This is a genomic window from Gammaproteobacteria bacterium, from assembly GCA_029882975.1.
Lineage (GTDB): Bacteria > Pseudomonadota > Gammaproteobacteria > SZUA-152 > SZUA-152 > JAJDNG01.
In genome coordinates this window covers 59,484-83,468 of sequence record JAOUJW010000012.1, presented here as the reverse complement: position 1 = coordinate 83,468, position 23,985 = coordinate 59,484, and the positions used below count along the sequence as shown (strand labels likewise).

The 23,985-nt window shown below is 45.5% G+C and carries 18 protein-coding genes; 4 read left to right on the top strand and 14 right to left on the bottom strand.

Annotation, left to right across the window (positions count from 1 at the left end; translation table 11 throughout):
• Position 1 precedes the first annotated feature (1 nt).
• The 10 genes from OEY58_10775 to OEY58_10730 form a co-directional block, all read right to left on the bottom strand.
• Positions 2-1,180 (bottom strand): TDP-N-acetylfucosamine:lipid II N-acetylfucosaminyltransferase, encoded by a 1,179-nt coding sequence (locus OEY58_10775; protein MDH5325936.1) that lies wholly within the window; start codon positions 1,178-1,180, stop codon positions 2-4.
• Positions 1,177-2,667: an oligosaccharide flippase family protein gene (locus OEY58_10770; protein ID MDH5325935.1), complete on the bottom strand. Its 1,491-nt coding sequence runs from the start codon at positions 2,665-2,667 to the stop codon at positions 1,177-1,179. The genes OEY58_10775 and OEY58_10770 overlap by 4 nt, the downstream gene beginning before the upstream one ends.
• A 2-nt stretch (positions 2,668-2,669) precedes the next feature.
• Complete coding sequence (locus OEY58_10765) at positions 2,670-3,245, bottom strand: acyltransferase (protein ID MDH5325934.1); 576 nt, start codon at positions 3,243-3,245, stop codon at positions 2,670-2,672.
• Positions 3,246-3,247: 2 nt separating this feature from the next.
• Entirely contained in the window at positions 3,248-4,351 is a 1,104-nt protein-coding gene (locus tag OEY58_10760) for a DegT/DnrJ/EryC1/StrS family aminotransferase (protein ID MDH5325933.1), read from the bottom strand.
• Positions 4,352-4,468: 117 nt separating this feature from the next.
• Positions 4,469-5,398 carry a hypothetical protein gene (locus tag OEY58_10755; GenBank protein ID MDH5325932.1) on the bottom strand — a complete coding sequence of 310 codons (930 nt, stop codon included), beginning with the start codon at positions 5,396-5,398 and terminating at the stop codon, positions 4,469-4,471.
• A 39-nt stretch (positions 5,399-5,437) separates the two neighbouring features.
• On the bottom strand, positions 5,438-8,284 hold the full coding sequence (locus tag OEY58_10750) for an SLBB domain-containing protein (protein MDH5325931.1): 2,847 nt from the start codon (positions 8,282-8,284) through the stop codon (positions 5,438-5,440).
• A 275-nt stretch (positions 8,285-8,559) separates the two neighbouring features.
• Entirely contained in the window at positions 8,560-10,734 is a 2,175-nt protein-coding gene (locus OEY58_10745) for a YjbH domain-containing protein (protein MDH5325930.1), read from the bottom strand.
• Between the two features lie 224 nt (positions 10,735-10,958).
• On the bottom strand, positions 10,959-11,222 hold the full coding sequence (locus OEY58_10740) for a hypothetical protein (GenBank protein ID MDH5325929.1): 264 nt from the start codon (positions 11,220-11,222) through the stop codon (positions 10,959-10,961).
• A gap of 291 nt (positions 11,223-11,513) precedes the next feature.
• A complete protein-coding gene (locus OEY58_10735) occupies positions 11,514-15,197 on the bottom strand; it encodes an XrtA-associated ATPase (GenBank protein ID MDH5325928.1) in 3,684 nt (1,227 codons plus the stop codon).
• Between the two features lie 608 nt (positions 15,198-15,805).
• A complete protein-coding gene (locus OEY58_10730; protein MDH5325927.1) occupies positions 15,806-16,132 on the bottom strand; it encodes an acyl carrier protein in 327 nt (108 codons plus the stop codon).
• A 234-nt stretch (positions 16,133-16,366) separates the two neighbouring features.
• On the opposite strand from OEY58_10730, the gene galE reads away from it, so the two are divergent.
• The 4 genes from galE to OEY58_10710 all read left to right on the top strand — a co-directional run bounded on the left by galE (position 16,367) and on the right by OEY58_10710 (position 21,237).
• Positions 16,367-17,362 (top strand): UDP-glucose 4-epimerase GalE, encoded by a 996-nt coding sequence (gene galE / locus OEY58_10725; GenBank protein ID MDH5325926.1) that lies wholly within the window; start codon positions 16,367-16,369, stop codon positions 17,360-17,362.
• Positions 17,363-17,372: 10 nt separating this feature from the next.
• Positions 17,373-18,596 (top strand): pyridoxal-dependent decarboxylase, exosortase A system-associated, encoded by a 1,224-nt coding sequence (locus OEY58_10720; GenBank protein ID MDH5325925.1) that lies wholly within the window; start codon positions 17,373-17,375, stop codon positions 18,594-18,596.
• Between the two features lie 513 nt (positions 18,597-19,109).
• A complete protein-coding gene (locus OEY58_10715; GenBank protein ID MDH5325924.1) occupies positions 19,110-20,390 on the top strand; it encodes a putative Ig domain-containing protein in 1,281 nt (426 codons plus the stop codon).
• Between the two features lie 61 nt (positions 20,391-20,451).
• Positions 20,452-21,237: a hypothetical protein gene (locus OEY58_10710; GenBank protein MDH5325923.1), complete on the top strand. Its 786-nt coding sequence runs from the start codon at positions 20,452-20,454 to the stop codon at positions 21,235-21,237.
• 28 nt (positions 21,238-21,265) lie between these two features.
• On the opposite strand, the gene OEY58_10705 is transcribed toward OEY58_10710, so the two are convergent.
• The 4 genes from OEY58_10705 to OEY58_10690 all read right to left on the bottom strand — a co-directional run bounded on the left by OEY58_10705 (position 21,266) and on the right by OEY58_10690 (position 23,845).
• Positions 21,266-22,429 (bottom strand): glycosyltransferase family 4 protein, encoded by a 1,164-nt coding sequence (locus OEY58_10705; GenBank protein MDH5325922.1) that lies wholly within the window; start codon positions 22,427-22,429, stop codon positions 21,266-21,268.
• A gap of 92 nt (positions 22,430-22,521) precedes the next feature.
• A complete protein-coding gene (locus OEY58_10700; protein MDH5325921.1) occupies positions 22,522-23,103 on the bottom strand; it encodes an acyltransferase in 582 nt (193 codons plus the stop codon).
• Positions 23,104-23,610 (bottom strand): hypothetical protein, encoded by a 507-nt coding sequence (locus OEY58_10695; protein MDH5325920.1) that lies wholly within the window; start codon positions 23,608-23,610, stop codon positions 23,104-23,106.
• A complete protein-coding gene (locus OEY58_10690; GenBank protein MDH5325919.1) occupies positions 23,600-23,845 on the bottom strand; it encodes a methyltransferase in 246 nt (81 codons plus the stop codon). The genes OEY58_10695 and OEY58_10690 overlap by 11 nt, the downstream gene beginning before the upstream one ends.
• Positions 23,846-23,985: the final 140 nt, after the last annotated feature.

Here is a 23,985-nt window from a genome sequence, read left to right as displayed (position 1 = left end):
ACTATCTCATTTTATATTTTTTTGAACTTTTTCCAACCGTTTCCGCTAATTTCACCACATTGTTTCTCACTACTGTACAACCTGAGTACTGTTCCACAACTTTTCGATTTTCTTCTTTCTGGGTCTGACTAAGAGGCGCTAACGCTTCTTCGTTGAAACCTTCTTCCGGAATAGTATAAATATGCGCGCCCATATCCTTGAAATACTTGTACACTACAGATTCAGGATTAAAATACACTCTAGCACCACCGCATATAGCGGTAAGTGCATTTCCAACTGCTTGCTGTCTGATATGGTTAAAAATAACCACCGAACACCCCGAAACCAAATCATTGTACTCTTCTAATGGTATGAATTTACATATAGAAACAAAGTTTTCCCCAAAAATACTCTTACCCAATGTTTCCACCTGTTTCGCAAAATCAGAATCTCCATACACTAGAGGCACGATAATTTTTCTTTCCATTAAATTACTATTTCTAAGTAAACTAAATATCTCTACGTGATTGTTTTCCGGCGCAGATGAATTCCCCACTAAAATATCGTTTCTTGGACTCAGCTTTAATCCTTTACACCAAACACTGACATCACCATAGTTAAGTTGAATATAGCTTGCCTTAAAATATTTCAACTTTTCCTGCAGTTTATGGAAATCATTATTTATTGGTGAAGAAAAGTAGTCCACCCTAGAAACAGAAGATCTAAGCAACCGATTTAACACCAGAAGATATGCCATGTATCTAACTATTCGCCTTAACTTAACTTGTACCATTCTGAACCAACCTCTACTTTTTTGCGTCTGGCGATATAAAGTGAGAGTTCTGTCAAGCACTAATTCACGTTCGCTTTGATATAAAAAATTCTGATAATCTCTACCCCAACTACTCCAAATCACGGTTACTCGACTTGGCGCTAATAGCACAGGTACCGCAGATTTAAAGTGCAAATAGTGTATAATTAGGCAATCACACCAATTTAAGTCATCCCTAAGGAATCTTGAAAACCAATAATGGCTGTTAATACTGTTCGAATACTCATTAGACTCTGCAAACTTTAAGTGAGACTTTCCCGGTTGCAGCGTAATTCGAAATCTATTGTTACCTGGATATATTTCATCGAACAGCTTTTGTACAAACGGAATAAATTTTTCATCAGGTGCAATATGAAGAATTCTAATCAAAAAATGGCCCTCATTTTCTCGCGAACGTAAGAAGACATAAGTGCCGAGAAAAAAACAACTGCTATTCCGAAACAAAAAACATACAGGAGGTTTTCGATTCGTCCATTAAACTCCAGTTCTAACAAATGCACAACATAACCAATAGCCGCTGCTGGCATTACAATTACTAAAAAATCTTTTGTTAACCAACTCAAATGTAACCCTGGCTCTAATTTTGAGTGGACAACTGCTACCCAGATCGTCAGATAAACTAAGTTTACAACTACCCAGACATAACCGGCTCCTATAGCACCGTAATTAATTGCAGCAACAACAATAGCTGGAATCAATAATAGTAATAAAATCAAATGCCCTACTAAGTGTAGTCTTAAATTTCCTCTCGAATACTGCAAATAATATGGAAAGACAGATATAGCTAACATTCCGTTTCCAACAGCATATAGAACCAATATTGGGGCAGCACTAATTGAAAGACTATAATCACCAGTCCACGCCACCAGCAATGACTTAGAACAAAACGCCATTGTTAACGATATAGAACCAGCAGTTATTGCAACTATCTGTGTTGCCTGCCTATATATTCTTAGAACCTCCCTTTTATTTTGTTCCGCTTCAAGTTTTGTCATGCGAGGTAGTATGGCACTACTAATGGGACCCCCAACAACATTTATTGCACTAGCCACTAAAATAGCTAATGAAAACACACCGTAGTCTGCTAGAGATAATATTCCAGATAGAACCAGCTTGTCCGCCTGAGTTACCATCAACCATATAGATGCCGTAAAAGCTATAGTCATTGAAAACTTAATTAACGGCCGTACTGGCGACCATGACCAACCTATTTCTACTCCAGATTTAAGTTGTGGCAAAATTATTCTTGACTTTACCCATAGGACTGAGAGTTCAAATACCGCTACTATTAGCTGATGGGTAAAAAACACCATGACCGTAAATCCGAAATACCACATTACCGGTAACACACCAACGAACCGAAAAGTTGCTACTAAAGAGTTAAAGCCGCCTAACCAGACCAAGCCTTCAAATCCCGTTATCAATCCCTTATAAAAACTACAAACCCACCTTATGGCCACACTTACCGCCATAATCTGCACTGAAATCAAAACTATATCTGCTGGAATTTTTTCAGCATTCAACCAACCTGTCGCAATATTTGGTGAAGCAATCAACAACCCTGTCGCACCCATCAATGCTATACACAAGAAGATACAACCGAGTGATCTATATAGTCTTCTGTATTCCAATGGACTAACTAATCCAGCCCTAAACCTTGCCGTCTCCCGGCTAACCGTTGGACTGAGCCCTAAATCCAGTAAATTGAACCAAGCCTGTAGTATCGAAAAAAAACCGACCAGACCATATGCTTCTGCCCCCATATATTTTATATACAAAGGAAACGCAAGTATCCCTACTACTGTTACATAGCTTTGACTCAGATAGTTGGCTACTATGTTTTTCTTTAGTGACATATTCAGCGTTTCTGTAATTCGCTTGCTGAAAATTCCTCCTCCAAAATCATTAAATTTTTTCTGCGTTCCTTCACAAATCTAGCCGGCACCCCTGCATAGACTCCAAATGCATTGCAACGGTGATTCACTAGACTTAGTGCACCAACAGCAACACCATCTTCGAGAATACCTCCAGGAATGATCACTGCTCCGCATCCGACAATCACATGTTTACCAAAATAAACTTCCGAATGCGTCACATTTTTATATCGCCCAGGAATCACTGGGCTTGTCATCGTGCCCCCTGAGAAGTCATCGGTGCTAGAGTAAACCGATACCCTTGAAGAAAGGTTACAGAAATCAGACAACACAATCTTTCCAGAACCAATTAAAGAACTAAAAACCGCTATATGAATATGATTACCTATACTAATCCCACCGTTTCCTGCTGAAAAAACACAAAAATCATCTATTCTAACGTTACTCCCAATAGCAATATTACTGCAGTTATAGAAGGAAGCTTTCTCGGAGATAAGCACCTTGTCCCCAACAGATGCAAATCCCATTTTTTTTATTGCATTCTTATCTAGATATGCCATACCTATATGTCTCGCACCAAAGAGATAATCTTTTTCTGCTCAGAATCTGTGAGTGAAGGGTATATAGGTAAACACAAGACCTTCTTTGCAATTTCACGGGCAACGGGCAAATTGTCATGACTTGCGGATGTTAGTCCTTTGTACATAGGAAAATCTGTTATTAACGGATAAAAATATCTCCTTGCAAACACCGAATTCATTTTCAACAATTCATACAATTCATCACGAGACATAGGAAAATCTGGTTCGATCAGAATGGGAAAATAGGAAAAATTATGTCTAACAGTCCTAGGCTGATCAGGTATTTTTAAACCTCTAACACTATTTAGACTTTCTCTATACATAAGATCTATCTCTTTTCGGCGAGCTATAGCCTTATCAACGTATGATAGCTGCAATATTCCAATCGAAGCCTGCAACTCGTTCATCTTTCCGTTTATCCCTGGAGCTACAACAGTAGTTTCATCAGCAAACCCAAAATTTTTCAAATAGTCAATCCTTTTTTTTGTTTTGGCGTCAGCACAAACTATAGCCCCACCTTCAAATGTACTAAACACTTTAGTTGCATGAAAACTTAGAACAGACATATCCCCATATTGCAGCACGCTTCCTTTAGTATCACCAACACCGAAAGCATGAGCTGCGTCAAAAATCAACTTTAATCCATAAGTATCGGAAATCTCTTGCAGTCGAAACACGTCACATGAATAACCATAGCAATGTACAGGTAGAATAGCCGTGGTTCGAGGAGTAATTGCAGCTTCAATTTTCTCAACGTTTATATTGAAGTCCCTACTATTTATATCTACGAATATAGGTTTAATTCCATTCCACAACAGTGAATGAGCAGTAGCAACAAACGAATAAGGAGTTGTTATTACCTCGCCTGTAATTCGCAATGCTTGCAGAGCAGTAACCAAAGCTAGTGTGCCATTTGCAAATAGCGCGATATGCTCAACCCCCAAGTATTCACAAAGAGCCTCCTCTAATTGTTGATGAAATGGCCCTCCATTGGTTAATATTTTACTATCCCAGATGTTCTCAAGGTACGGAATAAAGTCTTCTAGCGGCGGTAAATCTGGTTTTGTTACATATACGGGCTTCATAGCAATTTCTCTGCGGAATCTAAGTTGTTAACCTGACAAAAGAATCAACAAAACCCTCATAGCCTAGGTCTTGCGATTCGTTTTTTTATAGGCATTTCGCGAACTAGGCAAACTAGACTAGACCTTTGAAATGCTATTTTCTTTGAACGCCTTAAAATAAATTGCGGGAAAAAAACCTAATATCCCGCCAAACAATATACCTAACATTACTATAAGTTTTCTATTTGGTTTAGAGCGAATCTCAGGCGGAATTGCTGGATCTATAACTCGCAACACATATTCATCATTGACCTTTGCTAGCGTAATTACCTTTGTGTGTTCTTCTATTATTCTGTACATAACATTTTGCAGCTCCGATAAACTTGTTTGGCTTATTTGATCGGTCAAATAGGATATACTCCTTTCTGCTTCTTCAATTGTCTGTTGGCGCAATTCGTTGTTTATGCGCGTAACCAATGCATTCGCCCATTTCGCCGCATCAACTGGATTTTCCCACTCTACACTCAAAGTTATTAATTGAGTTTTTCTATTTCTAGATATATTTAACACTTTTTCCCTAAATTTTTTATACGATTCACCATAGCTAGGCTCCTTTTCCAGCCAAATTTTTTTAGAGGCATCCCACTTATCCCTAAATAGAATTGGTTTCAAATTTAAGTCAGTAATAAAACGAGTAATAAATTTTCTGGAACTGAGTGTCGCTAAAGCAATTTCTATATCATTACTTCCCCCGACTGAAATTCCAGCTAAACCCGCCAAACCTCCGAATTGGTTAGCGATTGAAGCTATCCCACTGCTTCTATGATTTTCATTAGAAGCTGGCGCTAGTAAAACTGACGCAAGAAAGGTTGGGGTAACTGAAAACGCAATAAAAACTGAACTAACAGTACAAATACATAACACAGATATTATATACAACTTAAAATCATTGAGTAGATTTAAAACACCACTAATTCCTGTTTTCTCTTCCAAAATCGGTACCTGCACAAAGTAATCTTGCGCCCCTTTACCCTTAGCATTTTTACTAAAACCTGAATCCAAATTCATGTCACAAAACCAATATATTGAAGATGAGACCACATCAGTTTAAAACACCCCAACCGTCTGCCAAGCCGCCGCCGCAATCCCCAACTGGTATAGAATCTGCGTTACATTGGCCCACAGAGTCAAGGGCTTCATACGATCCGCTTTTAAAGGCACCACAATAGTATCTCCAGGCCTCACACTTTTACTGTCACCATACCAAGCCGTATTATCTTCCGACACCACAGCCCCATTAGCCCTTACAATATAAACACGGTCTTCATCGGCTTTGTAAGTAAATCCACCGCTCAGATTGATGTAGTCATCCCGGTCTTTGTCTTCTGCGTACAGGTGTGAGGTGGACTGCTGTACTTCGCCAATAATGGTGACTTCCTGGGTGTTGGTGGGTATGAACAGTTTGTCTCCGTCTTTAAGGACCACATCGTATTCTCCGGGCTCGTTTTCGGTCCAGTTGATTTCGTTTAAGTTCACTACCAGCCTGCCCATGGCTTGTGTCTGGCGTAATTGTTTTAACAGGGAATTGGCCATGGCCACGGATTGGGGGTCTGACTTTTTGTCGGCGGTTTGCACCTGGCTTTGTTCCAGGGCCATGGCGGCGAGGTCGGACTCCAACCTGGCCGCCATACCGTTAATTTGTTCCTGTTCTTTCTCGCGTAATTCTTCTCGTAGGAAAACCGCGCCGTCTATAAAGGCCTGGTCCAGGAATCCCCCTGCTCGTTTAATCACGCTGCTGAGGCGTTCACCGCGTTTGAACGGATAAACTCCCGGGAATTTAATTTCGCCTTTCAATTCGATGGTTTGCTGCTCGGACCATAACGGTACCCGCTTAACATGCAGGGTATCGTAGGGTCGCAGGGTGAATTCTCTGGATATGGTTCCCGCAAAAATTTGGGTATTATTAATTACCTTGTGGTCAATTTCCCGATATTGCCCGGCGACCACATTGTAGCGACTCAATTCCGCGCTCAAAGTATAGGCCGATTCAGTCAAGCCCCCGGCGGCTTTAATGAGATCTGCTATTTGCATTTTCTGATCCAATGGGTATTGCCCCGGGTCCCGCACGTAACCGCTGATGGTCACCACGGGTGCGCTCTCTCCCTGTTTACTCTGGATTCGCAATTTTTCGATCAAAGGCTCAATCAGCGCCTGACGCCGAATCCCTTTTTCCGCCATGGCATCGGTGGTAAATACAAATACTTGGTCTTTGGGCTTAAGGACAATATCAATGTCGCGGCCATTAGCCTGCATGGTGTTGCGGATGGAGGTGGAAAAAGCAGAGACTTTTCCACTGATGTGGTCTTCTCGGCTGACAATGACATAGTCCAAATCGGTTTTGGGCTTTAAGTCGTAAGCAGCCCGGATTAAATCGCTCAGACGCATATTGGGCGCTAAGGGATAGGTACCGGGGTGGTACACATTACCTGATACAGTAACAATGGAAGCCGGTTGGTTGTAGCGTTGTTGTTGCTTTAATTGTTCGATAATGGGCTCAATGAGTTTTTCCCGGTCGGTACCCCCACCGAAGAAAAAGACTTCATCACGGGGTTTAAGTTCGGTGTTATAAACGGACTTGGGGTCTTTCAGGGCTTCGCTTAAGCGGGTGGTAATCATTTCGATGTGCCGGTGCGGCGGCATTTCCCGTTTGATCAGGGTGTATTCCAGATCGGGTTTGGGCAACAGGGTGTCAATATTGGGAACAATATCCGTCAACCTCATACCGGGGCGCCACTGGGCGCCGCCGGGGCGTTGTACATGACCGGAGATCAGGACAATATCCTGCATTTTATCCAGCACGGAGTACACCCGCAGCACGTCACCGTCTTGGATGTGTTTTTTGAGATTAAGCGGCTGACTGGCGTCAATATCCACCAGAGTCTTTTCCCCGCTTAGGGTGATACGTTCCAATTGAGTGGCTTTAGTGTAAGCCGTAGGCAAGAAGCCCCCGGCAAATTCAATGGCTTCCTGTACCGTTTGTTCCGTTTTCATTTCGTAAATAGCCGGTCGGCGTACTTCCCCTGCCACGCCCACGGTTTTGCCGATGGGGGGGATAAATATCACATCTCCGGGCAGCAGGCGGGCGTCACCACTGGTGTCGCCTTTGAGCAGTAAGTCGTATAAATCCATGCGGCTGACGACTTTACCGCGGCGTTTGAGTTGCACATTGCGCAGGGAGCCGATGGGTTTGATCCCGCCGCTGACGAACAAGGCATTGGTCAGATTGGACAAGGCGCTGACGGTGTAGGAACCGGGACGTTCTACATCTCCCAGCACAAACACGCGAATGGAACGCAAGGTACCCATGGTGATATTGGCCTTGACCCCAATCATCTGGCGTTTGATTCTGCCCTGCAAAGTGCTTTGCAGCTTGGAAAAGGTCAGCCCGGCGACGGATACGGGACCAATGCCCGGCAGACGCAGCTTGCCTTCGCGGGAGACCACCAGGTCGTATTCGGCGTTTTCCTTACCAAACAACTGTACTTGGATATTGTCTCCGGGACCCACCACATAGTTGGATGGAATGGGGATATCGGTAGCTGGAGCAAAGGTGGTTGGTGTACCGGAAAACAGGTCGTAGCCAAATTGTTTCAGTTCCTGAGTGACTTCTTTTTCTTCTTTGACTTCCTCCAGGGTGGGTGCATCGGTACCCTCTTTGATAGTCGCTTCCATGGCGGCGTTCCCGTCGGGCGCGCGTGGAGTAACCACTTCGGGCTCATTGAGGGAGGTGGCTTCCTTGCTGCCACTTACATTACCAAAACCGGAGACAGAACCCTTTTGCAACGCCTTGAGTGCTTGCTGTTGTTGTTGCGGTGACAGTTGTTGCAGCATTTGCAGTTGTTCGGGTGTGGGGGCAGCACTTACCGACTGCACCATGGCTGGCAATATAGCCAATAACACTATGTTAAATATAGAAATATTTATAGATGGTACGTATCTGACTGTCATTGGACCGTTATGCGTATCGACGCTTGAGTTGTTTAATAATTGTACGTATTTTCAGGACTCAGTGCAGGTAAAGTCTAAGCTCTGGGGGAGAATAGTCAAATAAAAAATGCACATATTTAGGCATTTAGCGATGTTTTTTGAATTTGACTGGAACTGGAACGGAGTTTAATTGCTAGACTAAATTGTTAAAACGTTGTTGCCTACAAACTAAAAGCTCTTACTCAATAGTGAAAATCCGACAATAAATGATGCCCCGGTCGATCCAGCAACAGCGGTTCTTCCAGGATCTGATACAAATCCCCGGGTGATTTAACCATTTGACCCACATCACGGGTCCAGGGGGACAAGGCAAATCCGGCATTGGCGCGGGTGTCTTTGGTAAGCATATTGCCGAAAGGAATGGTCATCATGATACCTTTGTCGTAGTAGGGGCTGCCCGGGTTTCCGGGGCCGGTAATATCGTTGCCGTCGGTTCGGGTGTACCACATGCCCACTCTGATACCGGAGTGGAATCGGCGGCTAAATTCCAGGCGGGCACCGCTATCCTTTGCCAGGAACCGACCGGCTCTTAAGGTGGTGGTGACACCGTATTTTTTAATTTGATAGTGCAATGCGCCAACAGCGGTAACAGTTTCGTATTGGCGAAAGCCAAACTCCCCATCTGTATCCCGTTGGCGTAACCAGTCGACGCTGAGATCGGCAGCCCAACTACCCTGCTTGGGCAAATACAGGATTTGGCCTCCGGCACCGCCAAACATTTCTTCGTACAGCCCAAGGGAAACACGCGCATAAAGTCGCGGTCGTAGCAGCCAGTATTGGTTTAAAGCCAGATTGTTGATTTTGAGACCGCGCTCCCGCTTGTAATCGGCTACATCGCTGCGGACATGGGGCAACAAACTGTTGGATGCTTGGGTCACGCCGCTGACGTCTTCAAACATTTGCAAGCGTAAAGCCCCTTCCAGGAACAAGCCTTGTCCCAGGTATTTTTTACCGTAAAATTTGGCAAAGGTGTCGTAACGCAAGGCGCCGCTGGGATCATTAAAAAACAATCCGAAATTGAACGGGACGATTTTATATTGGCTTAGGGCCTTGTCCTGGCGGGACAGGCTAATGGAATGGCCGTCTTCATTGTGTTTCAGCTTAAAACCCAGCAGTGAAGTGCCGCTTCGGCTTGGCTCTACGCCTACTTCTCCCTCATTAACTCTGTCAGAATCCGGACCCGGGTCACCCGTATTTTTATCTGCATCTTTACCTGCCGCGTCGCGGTTAACCTCGTCTGCCGCAGGCAAATCCCAAATGTGTGCCTGAAACTGATCGACATAATCGGTTTCTGCATAAGTCACTTCCAGGTTTTTAAGCAACTCACCATAGGTAACCTGCCCGGCAAAAAAGCGTTGTAATTGCTCCAGGTCTTTAAAATGATAACTGACTAAGGGTAAATCGGTGATCGTATAATAGGTCAGCTTAATGGAGGTGGCATCCGTTGGCGCCAACAGCATAGCCGTGCGCGCGGCCCGACCGATAGCCCGCCCCACCAGGGTGATGCGAGGTTGAGAAAAACTCAAATTCAATTGATGGCCGTTTAAGCCAAGTTTGACGTTTTTATACCCTTGTTCTTCCAGGGCTGTGACCAGTTGCCGCGCATCTTGCTTATTTTCCTGCCATTGTTGGGTGGGGCTGCGCGGAACCACTTCGGTATACACCTTGGGTTCATGAATCTTCGGCACAAATTCTTTTTGTTGCAGGGGAATAGAAATATGCGCGTTAATGCCCCAATCCCCGTCCTGATACGACAATTGTGATCCCAACCAACCCCAACGGTATTCCAGGCCCAGGGTGGCGCCGCCGGCTTTATTCACGGCACCGCTGCGAATCGCATAGCGGTCATTTTTATAATCAAAGGCATCGTACTCAGCCACCACGCTGACATTTTTGGCCCACTCGGGCGTGTAACGCACACCTCCAAACCAACCGTCCAAGCGTTGCTCACCGTAACCCAAACTCACATCCACAGGTCCAAATTGCTTACTCAAGGAAATATACCCGGCACTTAGCAATTGGGTACCAAGAAAATCGTGAACGCCCACCGCCACGGCGGGTAAGTACTCACTTTCCGACAACAGTTGTAATTTGGCATCGAAAGCTTTGTCTTTGTAATCACCATAACCCTGACCTGCAAAAGCGGTTACATACATGACCCGGGTATAACGGGCGGAGAATTCGAACCGAGGAAACAGACTGATGGAACTCCAGAAGGTGGGATAAGGTTTGTAGAAACTATACCCAATGTTCAAACTGCCCTCTTCCCCCAGGCGGGCGTCCGGCATGCTGATGAGACCCGATTGCCCCAATAAAGAGGGCGATGCAGCCTGCACCGACTGCCACGGGAAAATCACACTCGTTGGAAGGCCCAGACAAGCTACAAAAAACAACAGGGGGTAGGTTTTGCGAGCCACAGTCGATTGGAATGATTCAAAAGGAAGTTAAACTGTCTATTTATTGTTCATTATTATATTAAAAACAACACAGGCCCTTTGGCTATGCCAAGAGCCTGTGTTGTACTGTTTTTAGACGGTAAAAGGAAGGCTACGACGCCTAAAAACAACAAAACGCTTCAGACTTAGTGGGAGGTAGTGCCACCCGCTTCTGAAATCGCCGCAATACCGGATGCTACGATAATTCCTGTGGCAATCATATTGGCAGTTGCCGCAGATGCGGTGGTGGCCGCTGCCGCGCCAGAAGTACTTGAAGTGGTAGCGGTGGTTGTGGAACCGCCGGCACCAATCGCTGCAGCCAGATGAATTACGTTGTTGTTTTGTTCTTGTGCGAACGCGCATGGTGACAGCGCTACGGCAAGGCTCATTCCCAGAACAGCTTTTTTCATTGTAATCTCCATTTTTTCCATTACTAAAGTTGTTAACCCAGGTTTACTATGGACATCGTCCACGGCATTGTCAAGACCCGGTGTTTGTCCAGTGTCCCTCTCCCATAGTACATTTAGGTCGGAACGATTTGCTAACAGTTACTCTAAAATACTACTTACTAAAACTGCTCACTAATCCACCACTAGTTATCTCGCTGACTTCCTGTTTCTGTGCTCCCTGTGTGCCATTTCCCTATGCACTCTGCGTACCTCAATTCCTTAAATCTAGAGAACTGACTATCATTTGATCAGTTATTGTTCTGCCGAGTGAAACATTTGGGTAATATGTGCACCCTTGCCGGTGTTTTTGGCGCTGATGCGTATACGACCTTTAACCGTGCTCACTTGATCTGACCCATGGGGCCGAAGTTTTACCTGAAACCAACCTTCGCCAGTGGCATCACTTTCACGAAGTGTCCATTTTACGGATTTGATGGATATTTCCCGCACAGCCGTAGATTTGAACAATTCAGAATGGTCGTTTCGAATTCCCGCCAATGTATTTTGGTCATTGGTCTGTGCATTTTTAGCAAACAAGGTCATCAAACGTTCCAGGTCGCCTTCGGCATAAGCTGCAACAAAGTTGTTAAGCATAGACTGCAATGCCTCTCGCGTCATTGCGGGTGCTGTGGTTTTTACAGCAACGGCAGCGTTTTCCGAGAGACGCTCGGTGGTGCTTACGGTCTGGTTGGAAAAATACAATCGTGTAATTTTCACACCGTCATCATGCTTGCGGACCTGTAAGGTGATGTTGCCTTTAAACGATTGACCGTTGCGGCTGTTAATGGGGTTGATGCGCGCTTCATAGTCCCCCACTGCACGAGCACCATCAGCTTCGATTTCCCAATTTAACCCGGAAATGCGCAATTTTCGAGCAGAACTGGCACTGAACAGCTCTTCGTAGTCTGCGCGTATGCCTTTAGCATCGATGCGATTGTTGGTGCGAGCCGCAGAATCGAAAAAGCTCATAAGCTTATCCACGTTCCCGGTTTCATATCCGTTAATTAATCCTCCAACCACATCAAATAATTCGTCTTGGCTGATGGTGGCAGCTGCGCTTCCACTGACTGGGGCACTTTGCGATTGATCGGAAACAGCCGGTTGCGACACTTGTGCTGGAGCCAAGCCACTGTCTCCACCAACTACTGCCACTGTTGGCGGTGCCTCTGTTGTTGGTTCATCTGTTGTTGGTGCCTCTGTTGTTGGTGCCTCTGTTGCGGGAGATGCCATGTCGCGAGGTGCAGCAGCCGACGCGGTTGCACGCGCTGCTGCCGCTATTGCTCTTTTTTCTTCATCAGACAAACCCTGCACAATGCGCGAGCTGGCTGCAGAACGAGAAGCCGCTTCTGCAAATGAAGAACGCGATGAGCGCCGTGTGGTTGTACGCGGGGCGGTTTGCAAGGGACTTTCAGTCTGAATGGCCAGTGTTTCGACCGGGCTAGCTGTTTCCGTTTCTGCCATAACCGTGTCTGTTGCTGGTTTTGGCTCTATGAACTGCGTGCTTTGCGGCGCCGGTTCGCGGGTTGCGGTTTGAGTTTGTACGGGTGCATTCTCTACCACAGCTGGCTTAGTTTCGGTCGCTTTATTCAAGTCAACGCTAGCGTTCGTTTGTGCCGGCGTTGTACGGTCTTTTTCCGCATCGGGTTTTAAACGAATTTCCTGCTCTTTAACCGCACCCAGCAATTCTTTGCGGATAGCATCGATTTCATCCTGACTGAACTGCAGAGTTGTATTGTCGCTCACCGTCTCTTTTGAGCCGGTAGAACTTGACGGGGTACCGTCCGAGAATTGCAAATTGCGCCGCTCGGACTGTGTTGAGTCTGCCACTTTCGGTTCGGTTGTAGCAGGCAAAACCACTTTCTTATCCACCATGGCTTGCTTTTGTGCAGTGCTGGTGTCGCCCGGCTCTAATTGCACAATATACAAACCTAACACCACCACCAGTACACCAAAACCCAATACGGCCGCCTGGCTGGCATAGCGCATGCGCTTGCGCGAAATACCCAGTTGTGGATTGAACATTTCATTGGGCTTGGCACCAAACCCGGATTCCCGAGCGTGTTGTCCTTCCAGTGAATCGAAATCGATGACCATTTCTTCGTCTTCTTGTCGATCCAAATTGGCAAACTTAAATGCCGAATTCTCGGTCCGACTTAGGGCTTCATAGGCTTGCCCCACTCGAGTGACGGATTCTGCAGAGCCGCGTTGCTTGTCTTGACGCAACAAACGCATCAACAAGTCGTAGTGTTTTTCAATCAAAGCTTGAGGCGCAGTGGGCGGCACACCCAAGACGCGGTAATGGTCACCGTTAATAATAAACATGGCTCGACGCACGAAAAACCGTACCGCGGCGCGTAACATGACAGGAGAGATCCCCATCACAGCGGCGGGACTGACTTTGTTCAATACATCGTCTTCTGAAATTGCCAGTTCCAATAACTCAGTAATACCTTCCGGTAAGGGTTGGTCCGGGTTATCCAATCCGGGAAACCGTGAAGGCGAGCGATGAAAAGCCAGTACTAAGCGCAGTATACGCCGTAATTTGACGTCTTCGTTGCTGGGGCTGGAGACGCCGGAACGCGCCTGAGCCGCGATACGTTGGCCGGCCGGTGCAATTTGATCCGCAGGCCTGCCGCCGGGAATCACCCGGAACAAATCCCGTTCAGAGATCTCGATGGGACCTGGTGCACTGTTGCCTCCGGCAGGTCTGTCGGCCGGTTTTTTCTTTTGTACGGTATTGCCCATCACGCGCTTGTCGTCATCTTTTTGCGCGTCGCCTTTCTTTTCCAGCGGCAAATTGGTTTTTAAGCGCAACTTGTCCGCCCGCTTATCACGATTTGAGGCCGGTTCTGCCGGAAGCCGCTCATCCAATTCGGAACTGAATGCGGCAAATTCTATGTCCAGGTTTTCCTCATCCATACGGCGCGAATATTCTTTTGCCGGTGCATTAGCCACTGCCTGATCCGGTGTTTTCGGCGCGCTATCGGATTGTGCTTGCGGCACATTTGCGGTGCTCGCGGGTGCTTGGGCAGGCTGAGGTGTTGCCTGGGGCTTCGCCGCTTTAACTGCGGGTTTCTGTTCCCCCAAATCCAACTCTCTATCTTCTTCTTCAGTGATCTTGCCCGTAACTTCTTCGTCCAACTCCTTGGTGACCAGTTTGACGACTTCTGAAGTAATGGAGTGAATTTCTTCCATGCACCCAAATAATAGAATTCGATCACAGAGCATGTTGATGCGTCGCGGAACCCCCGCGGTATACTCGTGAATCATTTCAAAAGCGATTTCAGCAAAATGCGGATCACTATCCCAACCTACTTGCTGCAAACGACTTTCAACATAACGTTGACTTTCATCTGCCCCCAAAGGACTTAAGTGATAGTTGGCGATAATTCGTTGTTTGAGCTGTTCCAGCGACACTTCGTCCAGCATTTGCCGGAACTGTTCTTGGCCCAGCAAAAAGATTTGCAACAGGCTGCGATCACCCACTTGCAAATTGGAGAGCATGCGCAGCTCTTCTAAGGAGCGCGGCGGTAAGTTTTGGGCTTCGTCGATAACCAATAAAGCTTTTTTGCGTTCCCTGGCGCGTGCCAGTAAGAAAGCTTCCAGAGACTTTAACAAACCGGTTTTATCCAAACCTTCGTAACGCAACCCAAAAGAAGCCGCCACCATTCGCAGCATATCATCGGCTTCCAGTTGAGTGGTGGTCAGGTGGGCAACGACAATATTGGTTTCACCCATTTCCTGTAACAAGATTTTCGCCAAGGTGGTTTTACCCGTACCCGGCGCGCCGGTGATGACCACAAAACCCTCATCCTGATTCAGACCATAGCGAAGATAGGCGAGCGCACGCTTGTGCCCCCGGCTTGGAAAGAAAAATGCGGGGTCTGGACTCAGGCGAAACGGCTTTCCGGTCAGGTTGTAAAAAGCTTGATACACGGGTGTCTCTCTTATTGCTGGATCGGTTACATTGTTTGGTTAATCAACGCTTAACACTGTTAATTATTCCAAAGTCGGTTTTATTTTGACACTCGACCACTGGATCTTTCAGTGAATTCTTAACGTTGACAAATAGGTACTATTCACAAAAACCCGCGCGATGTTTTCTGTCCCTGAAAACTGTTTGTGTTCCAAAACTTAGGTCTTGAACTCCCCAAGATCTGAAAGCCCAACCCCATTCCTGGATTACCCCTCGCGTTAGGCTAACTATTACTAAGTACTGCGAACAAAATAATACCATAACACCGATGGGTTTCTGCAAATTTTCTTGGCTAATTGGTGCGCAACAGGCGATAAGTGGCATAAAGTTTCGCAACGCGAATAGTTTTTGCCTAATAATTGAAAATTCTATCAAGATTGACCTTACTCTGACTTTACTTATGGATTTTGGTCAACAAATACTCAACATAAAACACCGAGTCCAACTTCTCGCGTCAGACTACTTAAGTAGATAATACCAGATGGACTTTCTGCGGCTTGCTGTTGGGTACGGTTGTCGCCGAGGCAATAACAAAAACCTGTTGGGAATGGACGGTAAGATATTGTTTTTATTGGTTATTAGCTTGGAGATTTGTCTCAACAAAATCGATCAAACTACCAAAGGTTTCAAATACTTCAGCAGTGACTTCCTCGTCATGGACCACAAATTGAAAATGTTCTTCCAGGGTGGTCAGGAGACTCACCACGGCCATGGAGTCTAACTCGGCCAAAGCCCCTAGCAAAGGCGTTTCGTATTGGATGGAATCCGGGGCAACATCGAGCTGCAAGGTGTCGATGAGTATTTCCTTGGTGCGCTGCGCCACCGCTGCGTCTGAATCAATGCTGTCCAAATTCTGTCGTTCCCATTCCAAATCTGTGTACAAAATATGTTGCATAGTCTTTCCCGAAACTTTTCGATCTTGCACCTAAAAAGTCGAATCATATCATTATTAATATCGAATTGACGATTTATTATGACAGAACCGTATCCCGTTGTTTTTTATTACTTTTAATTTTATCTCAAAATATCCGAAAAAACCGTCTTTGTTGAAAACCCAGCCCGGGTATTTGACCAAGCGGCACCAGCCGCCCTACACTAGACCTTTTTACCAGCGGATCTGAATATAGATATGACAAATAAAGCAGGGATTTTAGTAACGGGTGGTGCGGGTTATATTGGCAGTCATGTGGTAAGGCAGTTAGGCGAACAAAACGAACAAGTGGTGGTATTGGATAATTTATCCACCGGTTTTGCCGAGTCCGTGTTGCATGGAACGCTGGTGGTCGGAGATACCGGTGACAAAAACCTGGTTAGTCGTCTATTACGGGAACACAATGTGGATTCAGTCATTCATTTCGCAGCCCACACTATAGTTCCTGAATCTGTTTCTGACCCCTTAAAGTATTACGGAAATAATACTTGCAGCTCCAGAAATCTACTCCAATGCTGCCAGGAAGCCGGCGTTAAGCATTTTATCTTTTCTTCAACCGCAGCCACCTATGGAATTCCTGAAGCTCCACTGGCGAAGGAGGACACACCAACAAACCCTATCAATCCGTACGGTACTTCTAAACTAATGACCGAATGGATGTTGCGGGATTTGTCTTTTGCCACCGATATGCGCCACATCGCATTAAGATATTTCAATGTGGCCGGCTCAGACCCTCAATGTCGTATAGGCCAATCAACTAAAAAGGCGACTTTATTGATAAAGGTCGCGTGCGAAGTCGTAGTGGGAAAACGGGAGAAACTTTATGTATTCGGTACCGATTATCCAACAAGCGATGGCACCGGCGTACGCGACTATATCCATGTGGAAGACCTGGCCTCCGCCCATCTAAGCGCTTTGGACTATTTACGCAACGGGGGCGAATCACAAACTCTAAACTGTGGTTACGGTCATGGCTACAGTGTCAGAGAAGTGATTCAGGCTGTAGAAAAAGTCTGCGGACATCCCATTAACGTAATCGAAGAAGAACGCCGCGCCGGTGACCCCCCCACCTTAGTGGCCGGTGTCGAAAAAATCCATCAGATTTTGGAATGGACCCCAAAATATGACAATTTAGAATTCATAGTGGAAACTTCATTGAACTGGGAAAGAAAACTGTACGAGCAAAACCAATAGTTTCTAACTGATGAAACGGGAACTGCCTGTCCATGCCCGTATGGACCAATTTTCGATCCGAGAGAATGAAATTCATGTGGGCGGATTTTCTATCACCGAGTTAAGCAAACAGTTCGGTAGCACCCCATTCTATGTTTACGACAAGCAAGTCATTGCCCAACGAGTTTCCCGACTCCGGCAACTGCTTCCCTCTGATGTACATGTACATTACGCCATTAAAGCCAACCCAATGCAGCAACTGGTGAATTATATGTCTGAGTTGGTGGATGGCTTTGATGTCGCCTCAGCGGGTGAATTAAAAAAAGTATTACAAACCGATATAGACAGATCCAACATTAGTTTTGCCGGTCCTGGCAAAGACAAATCTGAGTTGGAGCTGGCTATATCCGAAGGCATTGTTATCAATGCTGAGTCCCATACCGAGCTGCTTACTATTGCTGAGCTATGCGACCAAATGGCGAAACCGGCTCATATCGCGCTGAGAGTAAATCCGGATTTTGAGCTCAAGAGTTCGGGCGTCAGTATGGGCGGCGGTGCAAAGCAATTTGGTATAGATGCAGAACAAATCCCACAGGCATTGCAGTTTATGAAGGCAAGGCAAATGAGTCTGAATGGCTTTCATATTTTTGCCGGCTCTCAAAATCTAAGTCACACTGCCATTATTGATGCACAGGAAAATACATTCCAACTCGCAAACCGCTTGGCCGAAGCTTGGGCAGAACCCATAGAAAGCCTTAATATCGGCGGCGGGTTCGGTATTCCCTATTTTCCCGGCGATAGGCATTTACAACTGGAACCCATTGCTGAATATTTACACAAAAAAATGTCACAGATTCGTTTCCCGAAAATCATTCTCGAGCTCGGCCGCTACTTAGTGGGTGAGGCCGGACTGTATGTATCAAAGGTGCTGGACAAAAAAGTATCGCGTGGGCAAACATTTTTAATCACTGATGGCGGACTGCATCAGCATCTGGCGGCATCGGGTAATTTCGGCCAGGTGATTCGAAAAAACTATCCGGTCATAATCGGTAATAAAGCCGCACAGCCACTATCGGAAACCGCCACTATTGTCGGTCGTTTATGCATGCCTCTGGACATAATCGCAGACAAACTGCGAGTACCGTGCACGGAAATCGGAGATTTGGTCGTTGTATATCAATCAGGCGCCTACGGTTACAGTGCAAGTCCCGCAGATTTCCTAAACCACCCTCAGATCCGTGAATATCTCATATAGCATCAAAAGTAAACTAGCATCAATTTGCGGCCAACTCCTCAATCGAAACATTTCGCCGTCACAGAATTTTTGACAACCACTGCAACCACTGTCGCAATACAGCGACATCGCTTTCTAGCGAATTATCAATAAGTTAGAGTGTTTATCCTTTTTTGTGTCGCAAAAGCGAAACACTTTTGTATTAGAACATTGCGGTCGCACACCTCATATTGTTTGTTAAGCTACTGATTTAATAAGAATAGTATTAAATGGTGCGAATCCTGCTACTAGCACAGCAATGGAAGATTTATCTAAGAAAACATAGGAACGAGAACATCCTCAAAAATAAAAGTTGTGCTGTTCACAGTTTTTCAATAGGAAAATACTTTTGTGAACACATCGCCATTCTTCCTTTTTAAGATTGCCTATAAATAAACGCTAAGACTTGCGATTGGCTGTCTTTAACAGTCACAGCGGGTTTGTGATTGATGGATAGGTAGTTAAGTATTAATTATACCGTAGAGGATCTATGACGTGGCTACAAATATGAAGTCTATTTTTATATATATTTTTTTTCTTTTCTTAGCAGCTTGCGGCGGTGACGATACCAAACCCGCCAACAATTCTCAGCAAGACACCAACACGCCACCTGTTATCAGTGGAGCACCCACTATCTCCGTTACACAAAACAGCAGCTATTCTTTCACACCCACCGCTTCGGACGCTGATGGGGACAACTTGTCTTTTTCAGTTTCCAACAACCTTCCCTCCTGGTTAAGTTTTAACAGCACAACAGGTACCATCAGCGGCACTCCAGGCGCTGCAAACATTGGAACAACTCCGTCTATTGTTATCTCAGTTTCTGATGGCACACACACCACTCCCTTAGACGCATTTTCAATCACCGTATCCCCAATTACAGCCACTGGCCAGTTCAATTTCTCCTCCTCCAGTTACAGTGTAACCGAAGGCCAGACAGTTACCGTTACCATCAGCCGAACCAACAGCAGTGGACAGGCATCCGTCAGCTATGGCACTCAGGGTGTTAGTGCAGTACATACCGTTGACTACGTGGGAGCCAGCTGGACCGAACTGGTATTTCTGAACGGAGAAAGCAGCAAAACGGTTCAGTTCCAAACCATTGACGATGCTTTGGTTGAAAACGACGAAACCTTTGAGGTTCAGCTGTCACAACCTTCAACAGGCTGGGGACTGGGTTCTACACCGACCACAACGGTGAACATCACCAACAACGACACCGGTCCGGCTAACAGTGCACCTTCTATTTCCGGTACGCCGCCTGCGGTGGCCTCAGTAGGTACGGTGTACAGTTTTACGCCTGTTGCCAGTGACGCGGACGCAGACAATCTGACTTTCACCGCAACCGGCGTTCCATCCTGGCTTAGCTTCAATCCCAGCAACGGTTCTATTACAGGAACCCCGTCCGCTGCGAATTTAGGCGCCACCACAACGATAACCATCACAGTAAGTGATGGGCAGGCTTCTACGTCTTTACCGGGGTTTACCATAGACGTAGTCGCCGGCAGTGCAACCGGTAGTGCAACCATTAGTTGGACACCACCGACAACCAATGCAGACGGATCAGCGCTAACCGATCTGGCCGGGTACAGAATTTACTATGGCACTTCCCCAGGCAATATGACTACCTCGGTAACCGTGAATAACATAGGCTTGACATCATTTGTGGTAAACAATTTGCTGGTCAATTCCACTTACTACTTCAGTATGACGGCGGTTGATACCAGTGGTAATGAAAGCTCCTTATCCAATACCATGTCACATTTGGTACAATAGAAGAATGGATGGCGCTATGATAATCACAATCTGTAAAGCTACAGCAAAAAGTAGGACTCATATGATTCAATTAAAATTTCTTGCTTTAATAGTCTTTTTAACCATGGGCTCGGTCTGTTTTGCCGAGTCCGGGTTACCATGGACATCTGATTTCGAAACAGGAAACACATCCGAATGGAACGGATTTGGCTCCGTGGGAATAACCGATCAAAACTGCCAAAGCGGAACCTACTGCGCGATGAATCCCCTGGTTGCCGGAACCTTTAATGGTGACAACTATAGAGAGCACTTTTTTGGGGACTACAGCACTGTAAATCTAGACAAAGTGGATGAGGTCTATTTGGAATTCCATTCAAAAATAGATCCCGGATACGAACTAACGGGTCGATTGGAACATAAACTGGCAATCATCAACCTTACAGACGAAACTCGCCAAAGAAGGTACCAGGTGTATATCGCCATATTTCCGGGCACTTTAAATTACGGAATTGTTCATTCCTATATAGACTCGTGGCGGTTTTTCGGTCTGGATCAAAACGCTGTTACCACCCCGGTTGCGTTGCGGCTTGGGCAATGGGATAAGCTGAAATTGTACGTAAAACTCAATACGCCCAACGTTAGTGATGGGATAGTGCAATTCTGGGTTAACAACCAACTCGTAATCGATCATAGTGGATTGAACCTGCGGGAAGCCACCAACTACAGCATGAACAAGCTTATTCTCACCAGCTATACAACCGGCATGAACAGCTCTAACGGCATGCAATACTGGGATAATTGGCGCCTCTACGAGCCAACAGCAGACTCGGTGGCACCCAGCCCGCCCGTAATTGATTCAATCAATTAGTTTCGGCCGGCCAATATTATGCGGAAAGTCAGACTATGACTTTCCGCATTACCTCGACAAGATTATTCAACTGAACATCTAAGGTAAACTGCCTTTCTGCGCGCTCTCGTGCATTTTGGGAGAACTGATCCCGCACATTGTTGTTGTCCAAAAGATCTATTATTTTGTCAGCCAAATCCACGTGATCGCTGGTTCGAAAGGTGTATCCGGTCTTGCCCTCAACAATGGTCTCTGTCAGTCCTTGAAAGTTGGATACCAGCAAAGGCAACCCACTGGCACCCATTTCGATCGCCGATCTCGGAAACGAGTCCCATCCATTGGAAGCAATCACTCCCAAATAACAGGATGCCATGAGTTTGTGAAGATCCGACCGGTAACCCCCAAAGGTAATATGTTGCTGTGCCGGGGTGTTTTCGAATATGGGATAAAACCGTTTTTCTTCATCATTTTTATTACCCAGCAATAACATGTGCACGTCAGAGCGCTTTTTAGTGTTTACCAAATGGGTAATGGCTTTAATGATAACATCCACCCCTTTGCGCTCCTGCATATGACCGGAATAAAACAGTATTTTTTGATCTCTTGGAATAGAGAATTCACTGTATGCATAATCGGCCAAATCGTTATCGGGTTTGTATTTATCCGTGTCCACGCCAAGATTGACCACGCTGGTATCAGCTGCACGAATGCCTCGCCCGAACACTGCCGTGTTCTGCATAGCGATAGACTCTAATATAAAATGATCAGGTTTATGCGGTCTTAGCCCTACCTCTATCCGTTTAAGCAATAATTTCATTCCACGATTAATGCTGCTAAGTGGAGCACCGTAATAAGACACTATTCTTTCTACTCCCGCATCCCGCATTGGCTTATACACCGGAAGACTAACCGGGAGATCAAATCCGAACACCCATTTAATGTCGTGTTCTGTTATGTACTTCTTTATAAACTCCAGGTCTTCCGTTGAGGCATTGCGGGTCTTAAGTGTAATGACGTTTGAGAATCCTTGCGGCAGAGACTCCGGCATTCCTTTATCCAGGTTTTGATAACTGAAATGAATCCGGGATGCATCTCCCGTAAGTTCCAAAGCCATCAAATAGAAGGTCTTTTCCAGTGGCGCAATAGCATAACCAATATTCGAACCAAAATGTAAAGCAATAAGAATTCCGCCTGAATTCATTTTATCAACCATATAAACCTCATCATTACCACTGATTGTCCGGGTAAGCTTCTACTGGTTCCGGGATATAACTCTGTTGGCCTTTCGTTTCCAGGTAGTGTCCGTCACCCCGAAGCCGCCATCTGTTTTTTAACGGAGGCGGGATTTCCCGCAACCAAGACATTATCCGGCATTTCTTTCACAACAACCGCTCCACTGGCCACAATGCAGTTTTTACCTACTGTATTTAACACAACTGCCGCCTCACCCACCCAGGTATTCTGACCGATCCGGATCTGCCCAAACGCGTTTTTTCCGCTTCTGTCTTGCGACTCAAAATCACCGTGCTGATGGCGCCCACTGGGTATACTGACACGACTGGCAATCAGTACATTATTCTCAATGTCCACACTACCCAATATACAATAGGCTCCTATAGATACATTATCCCCTACACTGGCATTGGATCGTGAGAAGAAACTACCAAAGCCAATAGCGACATCGGGTGACATTTTGGATAGTGTTCCCAAATAATAAGCCACTCTGATATAGCTGCCGACTGTACCCGGAATCAAAGACAAAAAGCTGCCATAGGTTAAAAACAATTTTTCTGATCGAAAAACTCTGGCAAGTCTGACCATCAGTATTAAAGGTGAAGTAAGTAATAGACACAGTGCCGTTATTGAGCGTTTAACAATACTGCGCATTTATTTATTCACACCACACCAATAATGCCCTATATTCAGGTCTCGCAAATGCAACAACAATTTTCTATGAAACGGAATAGTCCTTTTTAACTCTTCCGAATAATCCTGTAATGAGAGACCGGAATCCTGAATCACTTGCTCCCAGGATTTGCGCGACAGAAAGCATACGCCTACACCCGCTGTATTAGCACCAAGTTTTCGGGTAATCGGTGCAATGGCTTTCATGGATGTCAATTGGAAAACCATGTAGCTTGGTAAGGTATCTATCAAAATACCATCGTAGTTATTTTCAAAGATGGAGATCCTGCCCCTGGCCGACAATAGGTGCTTACTTTCAGAAATGCATGACTTAATGTTTTTTATAGTCTCAGAATAGGAATCACCCACCAGATGGTGTAACAACCAGTTAAAAAAAACTACGTCATAACAGCCTTTTTCTTCTTTATAGCCTGCCAAGTTTTCCACGGAGTCGCATATGATCCGTTTTCGCGAGTTTTCACTGTTCACTCAATAACAGCTCGGAGTAATCCAATACAGTACCTGTGCAATTGGGATACTCATGCAAAATTTTATCGGCAAACAAACCATTTCCGCCGCCGATATCCACGAAATTGAATTTCCCGTCCCCAAAATCCCGGTCCAGGCAGGCTTTTATGTATCCCCACCTTTGTTCATTAACATACTCTACGTTAAATTCCTCAAGCTGTGAGTCATTTAATTTTCTTACGTGCATTTCATGCATTCATTTTTCCCCGCCGTTCGCCGCTTGGCACAGCATAGCACAAACAAAACAAAGTATTTTTACTGTTAAAACAATACGTTACGCACTTTTCGACATATCGTCAGAGAAACCTTTATGGTATTCTAATATAAAGTAAACTA

What these genes read in the sequence shown, in the direction of transcription:
- OEY58_10770 (MDH5325935.1), bottom strand. Translation starts at nt 2,667, where the DNA reads ATGTCACTAAAGAAAAACATAGTAGCCAACTATCTGAGTCAAAGCTAT.
- OEY58_10765 (MDH5325934.1), bottom strand. Translation starts at nt 3,245, where the DNA reads ATGGCATATCTAGATAAGAATGCAATAAAAAAAATGGGATTTGCATCT.
- OEY58_10760 (MDH5325933.1), bottom strand. Translation starts at nt 4,351, where the DNA reads ATGAAGCCCGTATATGTAACAAAACCAGATTTACCGCCGCTAGAAGAC.
- OEY58_10755 (MDH5325932.1), bottom strand. Translation starts at nt 5,398, where the DNA reads ATGAATTTGGATTCAGGTTTTAGTAAAAATGCTAAGGGTAAAGGGGCG.
- OEY58_10740 (MDH5325929.1), bottom strand. Translation starts at nt 11,222, where the DNA reads ATGAAAAAAGCTGTTCTGGGAATGAGCCTTGCCGTAGCGCTGTCACCA.
- OEY58_10730 (MDH5325927.1), bottom strand. Translation starts at nt 16,132, where the DNA reads ATGCAACATATTTTGTACACAGATTTGGAATGGGAACGACAGAATTTG.
- galE (MDH5325926.1), top strand. Translation starts at nt 16,367, where the DNA reads ATGACAAATAAAGCAGGGATTTTAGTAACGGGTGGTGCGGGTTATATT.
- OEY58_10720 (MDH5325925.1), top strand. Translation starts at nt 17,373, where the DNA reads ATGAAACGGGAACTGCCTGTCCATGCCCGTATGGACCAATTTTCGATC.
- OEY58_10710 (MDH5325923.1), top strand. Translation starts at nt 20,452, where the DNA reads ATGATTCAATTAAAATTTCTTGCTTTAATAGTCTTTTTAACCATGGGC.
- OEY58_10705 (MDH5325922.1), bottom strand. Translation starts at nt 22,429, where the DNA reads ATGGTTGATAAAATGAATTCAGGCGGAATTCTTATTGCTTTACATTTT.
- OEY58_10700 (MDH5325921.1), bottom strand. Translation starts at nt 23,103, where the DNA reads ATGCGCAGTATTGTTAAACGCTCAATAACGGCACTGTGTCTATTACTT.
- OEY58_10690 (MDH5325919.1), bottom strand. Translation starts at nt 23,845, where the DNA reads ATGCATGAAATGCACGTAAGAAAATTAAATGACTCACAGCTTGAGGAA.